This window comes from Tardiphaga sp. vice304, from assembly GCF_007018905.1.
GTDB lineage: Bacteria > Pseudomonadota > Alphaproteobacteria > Rhizobiales > Xanthobacteraceae > Tardiphaga.
In genome coordinates this window covers 2,193,529-2,205,607 of sequence record NZ_CP041402.1, presented here as the reverse complement: position 1 = coordinate 2,205,607, position 12,079 = coordinate 2,193,529, and the positions used below count along the sequence as shown (strand labels likewise).

Sequence of the window (12,079 nt, the reverse complement as noted above, 5' to 3'; positions counted from 1 at the left end):
CACGGCCGTTCCAGTTCCATCGCCAGATTTACCAAGCAGGATGCTTTAAACGGTGCAGTCGCCGCGCCAAGCGAGGTGTGGTGCTGCAACTGCACTGCGCTACCGGGAGAAACGCCGCCAGTTCCGGACGCGGAAGTGGCGGCGACCACGCGGCGTCAATTAATTCAGCTCGTATAATTGATCAGCAGCGCAGAGAAGGATGACTTGCTGGTCGCCGAGGCGCTATTGCCGGTCGCGCTATACGAACCGGCTGATGTTGCGGCCAACGACTCCTGCAATGTCTCGAGCAGTTTTTGCAGCGCCGTTTCGGGATCGGTCGTCGTAGCGGTGGCGTCGGTCGCGTCGGTGCTGGAATTGTCCGCCGGCGGCGGACCCGGCGGCGGGCCGCCTGCTCCGCCGGGACCTCCGGCGAACGCAGCCTTGAACACGCCCTGCAATTCGGTCGCCTGATCCGACGTCAGCTTGCCGCTGGCGACCTGAGCGTCGATCAGGTCGTCGATCGCCGTCTTGAGATCGGCCGGCTTCGATGCCGCGCCGCCCGATTGGCTCGAAGCGTCGCTCTTCAAAGATTTGTCGATCTCGGCGAGCGCCGACGACAGCGCGTCGGAATCCGTTGCGTTGACTTTTCCGGAGGTGAGTTCGGCCTGCAGCTCCTGCTGCAGTTTCTGTAGTGGCGTCAGATAGGCGCTGCTGCTTGAGGCGGAGATCGGGGTCATGCTAGGCTCCAGTGGCTTGGACAACACCGGCACCCTGTCGCCCGCATGGTTAATCAAGCCTTGTTGTGGCCCCACCGACATGTTGCCTGCTGTTGCAGAAGCCGCTTCAGCAACATGACGAAACAAAAATCTTCAGCACGCGCCTGAAAACACGGCCAAAAGAGTCCGCATGGCATCCTCCCCGAATATTCTGGTCGTCGAAGACGACCGCGAAACCCGTACGCTGATCGCAAAGTATCTGCGCACCAACTCATGCAATGTCACGACCGCGGCCGATGGCCGCGAGATGGACAAGGCCATGGCGGACCACCGGGTCGATCTGTTGATCCTGGACGTCATGCTGCCGGGCGAAGACGGCCTGACGCTGTGCCGCCGCGTCCGCGCCCAGTCCCAGGTGCCGATCATCATGCTGACGGCGCGCGGCGAAGACGTCGATAGAATTCTGGGCCTCGAAATGGGCGCCGACGATTACCTGCCCAAGCCGTTCAACCCGCGCGAATTGCTGGCGCGCATCAATGCCGTGCTGCGGCGGCAGGCGTCGGCGCTCAACGCCAGCGCGATGCCGCATGCGACCGCGCTGGCATTCGCGGGCTGGCAGATCGACTTCCGGCTGCGCGAGCTGCGCAACCCCGGCGGCGCCCGCGTGGCCATGACCTCGGCCGAATTCGACCTTCTGCGCACGTTCTGCGAGCGCCCGGGCCGCGTGCTGTCGCGCGACAGCCTGCTGGACCTGACGCAGGGCCGCAACGCCGGCTCGTTCGAACGCAGCATCGACGTGCTGGTCAGCCGCATCCGCCGCAAGATCGAGGTCGATCCGCAGGAGGCGACCCTGATCAAGACCGTGCGCTCCGGCGGTTACATGTTCACCCCGGAAGTCGAGGCAATCGCCACAGCCGCCGCGCATTGAGATGAAGCGGTTCGACATCCTCAACCTGAAGCGGATCAGCGGCCAGATCGCCGCGCTGGTCGTGGTGTCGATCGTCGCCATCCATGTCATCGCCACGGCGACCTTTCTGCTGCTGCGTCCCGACCTGAACGATCCGGGTTTTGATCGCGGCACAAGTGAATTGACGGCGCTGATCCGGCTGGTGGCGGCAACACCGCTGCCGGAGCGCACAGCCATGCTGTCTCGCATGCAGCCTACCTTTCCGCAGTTTGATATCAAGGCGATCGCCGCCGGGACCACGATGACGCCCGACCATGATGTCTCCTACCCGCGGCGCACGCTGCGCGGAATGTTTGGCAGCGACACCCGGCTATTCACGCTGGCCGGCGAACCGCGCGACCGGATCACAATCGCGCTGCCCGATGGCGCTTTGCTGTCCGTCAAGATAGAGCCGGAGCGGCGACAGCGCCCGTTCTGGAGCGGCCCGTTGCTTGCCACGCTGTTGTTCATCATCATCAGCCTGACCCTGCTCGGCCTGTGGGCCGCGCGCGCCCTGGCCGCGCCTCTGTCATCCTTTGCGCAGGCGGCAGAAGATTTCAGCCTGGACGGGGCCGCCGAGCCGCTGCCGGAGCGCGGACCGGAAGAAATCCGCTCGGTGGCGCGTGCGCTAAACCGGATGCGCGCGCGCATCTCGACGCTGATCGACGACCGCACCAAGATGCTCGCCGCGATCAGCCACGATTTGCGCACGCCGATCACCCGGCTGCGGCTGCGCTCCGAATTCATCGAGGATGATGGCCACCGCCAGCACATGCTGCGCGACCTCGACCAGATGCGGGCGATGCTGGAGGCGGTATTGTCGTTCCTGCGCAATGACCGCAAGCTGGAAGCGCTGACGCTGACCGATATCGCGACCACGCTGCAACTGATCGCCGACCAGTTCGCCGACGTCGGTCATGCGGTCAGCTATGACGGCCCGCCGCATGCGATGGCGATGGCGCGGCCGGACGATCTGCACCGTGCGGTGACCAACCTCGTCGAGAACGCGATCAAGTTCGGAGCCGAGGCCCGCATCAGCCTGGCGATCTCGCCAACCTGCGCGACGATCGAGGTCGCGGACGACGGCCCCGGCATCACCGACGCGCAGAAGAATGCGATGCTGCAGCCCTTCGTGCGCGGCGATAACGCCCGCAACATGGACCATGAAGCCTCGGGCTTCGGCCTCGGCCTTTCGATCGCCCGTGCGATCGTGGTCGCCCATGGCGGTGAGATCACGCTGCACGACCGCCAGCCGAACGGCCTGATCGTGCGCATCACGCTGCCGGTAAAGGAAGCGAAGGCGGCGTAGCTCTCACTTCTTGTCGACGTTCACCACCGGCTCGACGCTATGCACCGCACCTGCCTTGCGCAAATGAATCGTCGCGATATCGTCGGAATACACTTTCTGCCAGCCATCCAGATGATCCAGCAGTTTGGTCGCCGCACTCTGCGTGCGCAGCAGGGTCGCCTCGATGTCGTGGTCGCGCAATAGCCGGAACAGGTTATCCGGCTCCGAAAGGCCGCTGGCGTTGTTGTGGTCGACCATCCGTTTCTCGCCGAACAGTTCGGTGCGGCCGTCGATGAAGGTCGGCACGCCGCGCCAGATCAGGTAGCCGCCGAAATCATAATCGTTGAACACGCGCGCAAGGTTGTGCTTCTTGAGCTCGGTGACGGCGGCGGCCGGCGAGCTGCGGTCATACGGCGCATAATTTTGTATCGATGCGATGATGAACGTCAGCAGGCCGATCGCGACCCCGGCAAACAGCAGGCGGCGCGGCGCTGCAGGCTCCGCAGCCGACCCGCGCCCTACCCGCTCGCCGAGCGGTTTGGCCAGCACGAGCGGCGCCAGCAGGGCCAGCACTTCGGCATTTCGGACATGGCTGAGCGCCATGAAGACGAAGCCGAGCACCAGCACGATCCGCATCGGCGGCAGCGTGACGCCGCGCCACAGCACCAGCGCAAAGCCTGCCAGCACGGTCAGCTCGAGCGGGCCCGGATGGCCGAAATCGGCCGCGCGCCATTCACCGATCATCGCCAGCGCGGCGCCGAGATTGAGGATGCGCCGCGCCGCCAGCAGCGAGTCCCAGCCATAGGGCGTGAGACAACAGGCAGCGCAGGCGGCGACGCCGAACAGCACCCAGCGCAGCAGCAGCGCCTTCTGCAGGCGGGCCTCCGCGTGAACGATCGCATCGATGCCCAATGGGGCAATCAACGCCAGGCCGAGCACGAAGCCGCCATGCAGATTGGCCCACAGCGCGATCAGCGGCAGCAAGGCGAGGGACGGCGCGCCGCGGCGGTCCATTGCCGCCACCAGCCCGCCGACGAAGGCCACCATCACCGGCATCGCCAGCACATGCGGCCGCGCCAGGAGATGGTCCAGCATCAAGGCCAGCGCCACCATGACGAAGATCAGCGTCGTGCTCTCGACAAGGCGTTGGTGGAGAAAATGGGTGAGCAGCGCGAAGGTGGCCGCAACCGCCGTCGCCGTAAGCACGACCGGACCGGTCCAGCCGAACGCGCCATAGGCTCCGGCGAACAGCACCTGCGACAGCCATTGCGTCGAGACCCACGGCTGGCCGCGCATCGTGAAGGAATACAGATCGATGGTGGGCACCGCGCGGTGGTCGAGAATCGATTGCCCGACACTGATCTGCCAATAGGTGTCGGGATCGTTGAGCAACTGGCTGCCGGCCAACAGCGCCAGCGCATAGACCCCGAGGCCGACCCATAGCGGCAACCGCCCGGGACGGGCTTCTGCAACGGCATGAGGGACGGCGATCGTCATGGCGGCCTTGGGCGGTGCAAGCGGGATCGGACCGGCAGCGAACCACGGCAGGCATAATTTCAGGTAAATGGAACCCAATTCATTGCCACATTATGGAGTCATTCGCGCCATAAACGGCCAGTCCAGGACATCGACACCAGGCCGCTGGCCGGTTGCCGATTGCTAGATCTCGAGGCCGATTGATGCGCAGTATCGTTGCCCTGGCGGGGCTCATCGCCGTAACGCTGGTTCCGCAGTCCGCGAAAGCGCAGCAGCGCAGTGCCTATGAGGCGATGGTCGCCACTCACGCCAAAGCCAATGGCGTGCCGGAAGACCTGGTGCACCGGGTCATCGTGCGCGAGAGCAAATATCATCCCTCGCTGATCGGCCGCGGTGGCACCATCGGCCTGATGCAGATCAAGCTCGGCACCGCGCGCGGGCTCGGCTACACCGGCACCGCCGAAGGGCTGCGCGATCCCGAGACCAATCTCACTTACGCCGTGAAATATCTGGCCGGCGCCTTTCGCGCGGCCAATGGCGATCATAACCGCGCCGTGTCGTATTATGCCGGCGGCTATTATTATGCCGCCAAGCGCCAGCGCGGCAAGACCGGGCCGTTCCTGGCGATCCCGCGGCTCGACGAGTTGACCAGCGCCAGTGCCAGCGCGCAGGTTCCGACGCCCTAATCGGTGCAGGAGCCGCCGGCCCGCGTTGACACCCGCGCCCATCGGCTTACATTAGAGGCGTTCCGAGGGGAGCTCCGACGAGGAGCTGAGATACCGCAAGCTCGCAACTGCATTCGGCAGGGACGTGCGAGACCGCGGTGACCCTTTGAACCTGATCCGGGTCATGCCGGCGAAGGGACAGGGATGTTGCAGAACTCGCAAGTGGCGCGTGGGGAATCCCCCATCGCAGTGATTGGCGCCGGCATTGCCGGCGCATGGCAGGCGTTGACCTTCGCCAAAGCCGGCCACCAGGTGACGCTGCACGAACGCAGCGGCCCCGAAATGCTCGACGCCACCAGCCATTGGGCCGGCGGCATGCTGGCGCCATGGTGCGAGGCCGAGGTCTCCGAACCCGTGGTCTCCCGACTCGGCATTCGCGCGCTGGATCTGTGGCGGCAGGCTTTGCCCGACGCGCAGTTCAACGGCTCCTTGGTGGTCGCGCATGCCCGCGACCGCGCCGACTATGATCGCTTCGCGAAGATGACCTCCGGCCACACCAGGCTCGATGCCGCAGCACTGGCCGAGCTCGAGCCGTCGCTGGACGGCCGCTACCGCGACGCGCTGTTCTATCCCGACGAAGGCCATGTCGAGCCGCGCCGCGCGCTGCCGCAATTGCATGCGCAGATTGAAGCCTTGGGCGGCACGATCAAATTCAATAGCGAACAGCATCCGGAAGACCTGCCGGGCACCGTGATCGACTGCCGCGGCATTTTTGCGCGCGACCGCCAGCCGGCGCTGCGCGGCGTCAAGGGCGAGATCATCCTGATCGAGACCGACGAAGTGCAGCTGTCGCGCCCGGTCCGGCTGATGCATCCGCGCTGGCCGCTTTATGTGATTCCGCGCGCCAATCATTGCTTCATGCTCGGCGCCACCTCGATTGAAGCCGAGGACAACGGCGTCAGCGTGCGCTCGGCGCTGGAGCTGCTGGGCGCCGCCTATGCCGTGCACCCGGCCTTTGCCGAAGCCCGCATTCTCGAAATCGGCTCCGGGCTGCGGCCGGCCTTCCCCGACAATTTACCGCGCATCGTCATCGACGGCGATCGCATCGAAGTGAATGGACTCTATCGCCACGGCTTCCTGCTGGCGCCGGCGTTGGCCGAGCTGACGCTGGCCTATGTCGCGCGTGGCGAAATCGACAATGAGGTGATGCAATGCGCGTAACGGTCAACGGCGAAGTGCGCGACATCACCGCCTCGCATGTCGATGCGCTTCTGTCGGAGCTGGACTATGAGGGCACGCATTTTGCGATCGCGCTGAATTACGACGTGCTGCCGCGCAGCGCCTGGGCGACGACGCCGCTGAACAGCGGCGACCAGATCGAGATCATTTCTCCGCGGCAGGGAGGTTGAGGATGCTGGACCCCCTCCCCCTGTTATTTCAAATCCAGCCCGAACGATCCGACGACCTAAGGTCACGACCATGTTGAATCTCTACGGCAAGGAATTCACCTCCCGCCTGATGATCGGCTCGGCGCTGTATCCGTCGCCGGCGATCATGCAGCAGACCATCCAGGCCTCCGGCGCACAGATCGTCACGGTGTCGCTGCGCCGCGAGACCGCGGGCGGCAAGACAGGCGATGCGTTCTGGTCCCTGATCCGCGAACTCAACGTCTCCATCCTGCCCAACACCGCCGGCTGCCGCACCGTGCGCGATGCGGTGACCACCGCAAAACTGTCCCGCGAATTGTTCGACACACCCTGGATCAAGCTCGAAGTGATCGCCGACAACGACACGCTGCAGCCCGACGTGGTCGGCACCGTCGAGGCCGCAGCGATCCTGATGAAGGACGGCTTCGAAGTGTTCGCCTATTGCACCGAGGATCTGAGCGCCGCGATGCGGCTGGTCGATGCCGGCGTGAAGGTGATCATGCCGTGGGCGGCACCGATCGGTTCGGCGCGCGGCATCACCAACCGCAACGCGCTGCAATTGCTGCGCGACCGCCTGCCGGATGCCACGCTGGTGGTCGATGCGGGTCTCGGCGCGCCGTCCCACGCCGCCGAAGCGATGGAGCTCGGCTATGACGCCGTGCTGCTCAACACCGCGATCGCCAAGGCCGCCGATCCCGTCGCGATGGGCCGCGCGTTCCGGCTCGGCGTCGAGGCCGGGCGCACCGGCTATGAGGCCGGCCTGATGGGCCCGCGCGATTTCGCCTCTCCCTCCACTCCAGTCATCGGGACCCCGTTCTGGCATGCCGTATCCTGACCGCTTCTATCCCGTCGTCGACACCGTGGCCTGGGTCAAGCGCCTGACGGCGCTCGGCGTCGGCACCGTGCAGCTCCGCGCCAAGGACCTCGACGACGCCGCCGCCACGGCGCTGTTTCGCGAGGCGCTGGCGGTGACCGCGGGCACCGCGACGAAGCTTGTGGTCAACGACTACTGGCGCGTCGCGATCGACCTCGGCGCCAAGCATCTGCATCTCGGCCAGGAAGACCTCGCCGAAGCCGACGTCGGAGCGATCCGCAAGGCCGGGCTGACGCTTGGTCTCTCGACGCATGACGACGAGGAGTTGGAAACCGCGCTGCGTGCGCAGCCCGACTACATCGCGCTCGGCCCGATCTTTCCGACCACGCTGAAATCGATGCGCTTCGCGCCGCAGGGCATACCGAAACTCACGGTGTGGAAGAAGCGCATCGGCGCCCTCCCGCTGGTCGCGATCGGCGGCATCAAGCTCGAACAGGCCGCGGAAATCTTTGCCGCCGGCGCGGATAGCATCGCCGTCGTCAGCGACGTCACGCAGAACGCCGATCCCGATACGCGCGTCAAGAACTGGCTCGGCGCGTCCGCCGAAGCCGCCGCTTAAATCAAGAACGATAACGGAGGATACCCCATGAACATACGCTCCAATCCCGACACCACCCGCCCCGCCGTCACCACCGGCCCGCTGCCGTCGTCGAGAAAGGTCTATGCGATCCCGGAAAGCGCGCCCGATTTGCGCGTGCCGATCCGCGAGATCATTCTGTCCCCGGGCGCCGGCGAGCCGGACCTGCCGGTCTATGACACCTCCGGCCCCTATACCGATCCGAACGTCGTCATCGACGTCAATGCCGGCCTGCCCCGCCCGCGCGCCAAATGGGTGATGGAGCGCGGCGGCGTCGAGGAATATCAGGGCCGCGACGTCAAGCCGGAAGACAACGGCAATGTCGGCGCAGCACATGCCGCAAAGTCCTTCACCGCCTATCACAAGCCGATGCGCGGCGTGGGCGATGCGATGATCACGCAGTATGAGTTCGCGCGCGCGGGCATCATCACCAAGGAGATGATCTACGTCGCCGAGCGCGAGAATCTCGGCCGCAAGGTGCAGCTCGAACGCGCCGAAGCCGCATTGGCCGACGGCGAGAGCTTCGGCGCGGCGCTGCCGGCTTTCGTCACGCCGGAATTCGTGCGTTCCGAAATCGCCCGCGGCCGCGCCATCATCCCCTGCAACATCAACCACGCCGAACTCGAGCCGATGATCATCGGCCGCAACTTCCTGACCAAGATCAACGCCAATATCGGCAACTCTGCCGTGACGTCGTCGGTCGAGGAGGAAGTCGACAAGATGGTGTGGTCGATCCGCTGGGGCGCGGACACCGTGATGGACCTCTCCACCGGCCGCAACATCCACACCACGCGTGAATGGATCCTGCGCAACGCGCCGATCCCGATCGGCACCGTGCCGATCTACCAGGCGCTGGAGAAGTGCGACGGCGATCCGGTGAAGCTGACCTGGGAGCTGTACCGCGACACGCTGGTCGAGCAGTGCGAACAAGGCGTCGACTACTTCACCATCCACGCCGGCGTGCGCCTGCCCTACATCCACCTCACCGCCAACCGCGTCACCGGCATCGTGTCGCGCGGCGGCTCGATCATGGCGAAGTGGTGCCTCGCGCATCACAAGGAGAGCTTCCTCTACACGCATTTCGAAGAGATCTGCGACCTGATGCGCAAATACGACGTGTCGTTCTCGCTCGGCGACGGCCTTCGCCCCGGCTCGATCGCGGACGCCAATGACCGCGCGCAGTTCGCCGAGCTGGAGACGCTGGGCGAGCTCACCAAGATCGCATGGGCCAAGGGCTGCCAGGTGATGATCGAGGGCCCCGGCCACGTGCCGCTGCACAAGATCAAGATCAACATGGACAAGCAGCTCAAGGAATGCGGCGAGGCGCCGTTCTACACGCTCGGGCCTTTGACCACCGACATCGCGCCGGGCTACGACCACATCACCTCCGGCATCGGGGCCGCGATGATCGGCTGGTTCGGCTGCGCCATGCTGTGCTACGTGACGCCGAAGGAGCATCTGGGTCTCCCCAACCGCGACGACGTGAAAGTCGGCGTCATCACCTACAAGATCGCGGCGCACGCCTCCGATCTCGGCAAGGGCCATCCCGCCGCTCAACTGCGCGACGACGCGCTGTCCCGCGCGCGCTTCGACTTCCGCTGGCAGGACCAGTTCAACCTCGGCTTGGACCCCGAAACCGCGGTCGCCTATCACGACGAGACGCTGCCGAAGGATGCCCACAAGGTCGCGCATTTCTGCTCGATGTGCGGGCCGAAATTCTGCTCGATGAAGATCACCCAGGACGTCCGCGACTACGCGGCGACTTTGGGCGACAACGAGAAGGCGGCGCTGAATTTGGGCGGCGCAGGCTCGATGGGAATGTCGATCTCCGGCGTGATCGAGGACGGCATGGCCACCATGAGCCAGAAGTTCAAGGACATGGGCGAGCAGGTCTACGTGCAGGCCGAAGCCGTGAAGGCGAGCAACAAGGTGCTGTGAGCAACGAGCGTAGGGCGGGTTAGCCGAAGGCGTAACCCGCCGCCTTCGCGACGAGGCGGCGGATTACGCTGCGCTAATCCGCCCTACGGGCTACGGGCTAAATCCCCCTCCCAGCCAAAAACTATCTTTCAATGTAGAAGATAACAAAGGCACGAGCTACGTCACACCAGACATACAGGCCAACGAGCACTGCACAATTCGCTAAGGACGCGAGATTCATTAAGACAAAACGAGACGCCCTCAAGCTACAAATCTGCTTGGCAAGAATGATTGGAAATATCCAAAACACCGGAAAAAGAAACATCAATATTGGAAGCCCCTTTAACCAGATCACGATCAATTCGTACCAGTTGGGCCAATTGCCAATGATGGAATAAGCAAAATAAGCAGGTAATATAAACGCGCCCGGCGCACTGATCGAAAAGTACCAAGACGCTCGATACTTCAGCATTTTAAGCAGGCTAAAAACTAGAAAGATAATGGCCGATACCACGAGCAGATACATGAACCGAAAATCTTGCTCGAAACGTAAGGCCATAGGACTTGCCACATCGGTCACGCCCAACATACCTTCGGCATGCAAGTTGCTAATTTCAAACTTTTGATTCCAGCTGCTCTTGACTGCGCCGGCCTGCGTGGCGGAGTTTGGATTATAGACATTGGTAAAATATTACATATTTTCCTTCGTCGCGAAACCTGAAATTGAGATGCTCCATGATGTTTTTCTGACTGCAAAAATGACTGCCCGCTTCATCAAACGGTTTCTACAGCCCGCACAACCAAGAATGAACTTCTGTTTTAGATCGAACTGATTTCAACGTAATGGCACCGCGCAGTTTGCACAGCAGCGAAGAATATCCTTCGTGCCGCGATCGAACTACGAACTGTGCGACATCCGATAGACCTGACAATACCAGAAGCTCCCACGCTACTCCGCGTCAGACTTTGCCGCGCAGCTGTTCACCTGACCATGCCTAGCGCTGGACACCAGCCGGTTTCGTTGCTCTGCCGCGCCAGACACCGATACAGTCCGTAGCAACCATTAAAGCGCGGCCTGCTTTTCAACCCATGGCGTGCCGCGCTCGACGACGGTGTTGGCGTAGATGAGGAGCTTGCGAGCGCAGGCGATGAGCGCCTCGTTGTGGGCCTTGCCGCGGGCTTTCAGGCGCTCGTAGAGCGCGCACAGGGCCTTGTTCCAGCGGAACGAGGCCGGCAGCGCCGCAGCAAACAGCGAGCGACGCAGGCGGCTTCGACCACCTGCAATGTGGCGCTGCCCCCTATGCTTGCCGCTGTCATCGTCGAACGGCGCAAGGCCGGCAAGAGCTGCCGCCTTCTCCCGGCTGATTTGGCCGAGCTCAGGCATGCGGATGATCAGCGCCAGCGCAGTCCGCTCGCCGATGCCGGGGACGCTGAGCACCAGATCGAGGCGCCGCGCCAGATCCGGATGGTCGCGCAGTTGGCCCGCGATTCGTAGGAGTTCGGTGGCTCGGCGCGCCTTCAGCCGATCGATGTCGTTGAGGACCAGACGCCGCCGTCGTGGCTCGTCGATATGTTCGAGCCGAGTCTTGAGGCGGACCATGTCTTCCTCGATCTGTTCGACGAAGGTCAGGTGATCTGCCAGCTCCGTGAGCCTTGGATCCGCGTCGACAGATGGAGGATCGAGCACCGCCGCGCAGGCGGCGACCAGCACGGCATCCAGGGCGTCGTTCTTGGCGCGCCGCAGATGCAGCCTGGCAAAGTTCTTGACCTGGATCGGCTGCAGCACCAGCACGACGAAGCCTTTGGTGCGCAAATGCGTAACCACGCCACGTTCATAACCACCGGTGGCCTCGATACCGACTTTGGTGACGCCTGCCTTACCGAGATCGGCCGCCAACTGCCGCCATCCCGCCGCTACGTTGGGCACCTGCCATCGCTGCTCCCGGCCATGCACCGCAATGTCGAGCTTGTCTTTGGCCGTATCGATGCCGGCCGTTTCCGTGTTATTGTTCGTCATCTTCGTCGACCCCTGCCTTGTGAAGCGAACCAACTTGTTCCGGCAACCATCCGGGTCCGATGAAGGAGCTGGCGCGATCCCGCTACGGGGCAGTCTCAGACGACTCAGGGCGGATACGATCCGATCGCCAGCCGCTCTGCCGCGGATGGCCGTCCGCGGCAGAGCATTCCTCTCGGAACGAGCTGACAATATCCCGA

At 63.8% G+C, this 12,079-nt stretch carries 12 protein-coding genes and 1 riboswitch; of the genes, 8 read left to right on the top strand and 4 right to left on the bottom strand.

Going from position 1 to position 12,079, the window contains the following annotated elements:
* Positions 1–164: 164 nt before the first annotated feature.
* Positions 165–842 carry a hypothetical protein gene (locus tag FNL56_RS10500; RefSeq protein ID WP_368039340.1) on the bottom strand — a complete coding sequence of 226 codons (678 nt, stop codon included), beginning with the start codon at positions 840–842 and terminating at the stop codon, positions 165–167.
* Positions 843–885: 43 nt separating this feature from the next.
* Between FNL56_RS10500 and FNL56_RS10495 the strand changes: the two genes are divergently transcribed.
* Positions 886–1,623, top strand: a complete 738-nt coding sequence (locus FNL56_RS10495) for a response regulator (protein WP_143572654.1) — start codon at positions 886–888, stop codon at positions 1,621–1,623.
* A 1-nt stretch (position 1,624) separates the two neighbouring features.
* A complete protein-coding gene (locus FNL56_RS10490; protein ID WP_143572653.1) occupies positions 1,625–2,950 on the top strand; it encodes an ATP-binding protein in 1,326 nt (441 codons plus the stop codon).
* A 3-nt stretch (positions 2,951–2,953) separates the two neighbouring features.
* Here FNL56_RS10490 and FNL56_RS10485 read toward each other — a convergent pair whose 3' ends face one another.
* Positions 2,954–4,504 (bottom strand): hypothetical protein, encoded by a 1,551-nt coding sequence (locus FNL56_RS10485; protein WP_368039339.1) that lies wholly within the window; start codon positions 4,502–4,504, stop codon positions 2,954–2,956.
* Positions 4,505–4,608: 104 nt separating this feature from the next.
* Between FNL56_RS10485 and FNL56_RS10480 the strand changes: the two genes are divergently transcribed.
* The 6 genes from FNL56_RS10480 to thiC all read left to right on the top strand — a co-directional run bounded on the left by FNL56_RS10480 (position 4,609) and on the right by thiC (position 9,886).
* Entirely contained in the window at positions 4,609–5,091 is a 483-nt protein-coding gene (locus FNL56_RS10480; protein WP_143577806.1) for a lytic transglycosylase domain-containing protein, read from the top strand.
* Between the two features lie 55 nt (positions 5,092–5,146).
* A riboswitch (TPP riboswitch) is annotated at positions 5,147–5,287 on the top strand.
* Positions 5,275–6,291 carry an FAD-dependent oxidoreductase gene (locus FNL56_RS10475; protein WP_143572651.1) on the top strand — a complete coding sequence of 339 codons (1,017 nt, stop codon included), beginning with the start codon at positions 5,275–5,277 and terminating at the stop codon, positions 6,289–6,291. (Overlaps the previous riboswitch by 13 nt.)
* Positions 6,282–6,479 carry a sulfur carrier protein ThiS gene (gene thiS / locus FNL56_RS10470; RefSeq protein WP_143572650.1) on the top strand — a complete coding sequence of 66 codons (198 nt, stop codon included), beginning with the start codon at positions 6,282–6,284 and terminating at the stop codon, positions 6,477–6,479. Before FNL56_RS10475 ends, thiS begins: the two co-directional genes overlap by 10 nt.
* 70 nt (positions 6,480–6,549) lie before the next feature.
* Positions 6,550–7,332, top strand: coding sequence for a thiazole synthase (locus FNL56_RS10465; RefSeq protein ID WP_143572649.1), 783 nt, complete (start codon positions 6,550–6,552; stop codon positions 7,330–7,332).
* Entirely contained in the window at positions 7,319–7,930 is a 612-nt protein-coding gene (locus FNL56_RS10460; protein ID WP_143572648.1) for a thiamine phosphate synthase, read from the top strand. Before FNL56_RS10465 ends, FNL56_RS10460 begins: the two co-directional genes overlap by 14 nt.
* Before the next feature lie 27 nt (positions 7,931–7,957).
* On the top strand, positions 7,958–9,886 hold the full coding sequence (thiC, locus tag FNL56_RS10455; RefSeq protein ID WP_143577805.1) for a phosphomethylpyrimidine synthase ThiC: 1,929 nt from the start codon (positions 7,958–7,960) through the stop codon (positions 9,884–9,886).
* Between the two features lie 121 nt (positions 9,887–10,007).
* Here the strand turns inward: thiC and FNL56_RS10450 are convergent, their stop codons facing one another.
* Positions 10,008–10,469 (bottom strand): hypothetical protein, encoded by a 462-nt coding sequence (locus FNL56_RS10450; protein ID WP_143581983.1) that lies wholly within the window; start codon positions 10,467–10,469, stop codon positions 10,008–10,010.
* A gap of 459 nt (positions 10,470–10,928) precedes the next feature.
* On the bottom strand, positions 10,929–11,882 hold the full coding sequence (locus FNL56_RS10445) for an IS110 family transposase (RefSeq protein WP_143571863.1): 954 nt from the start codon (positions 11,880–11,882) through the stop codon (positions 10,929–10,931).
* Positions 11,883–12,079 lie beyond the last annotated feature (197 nt).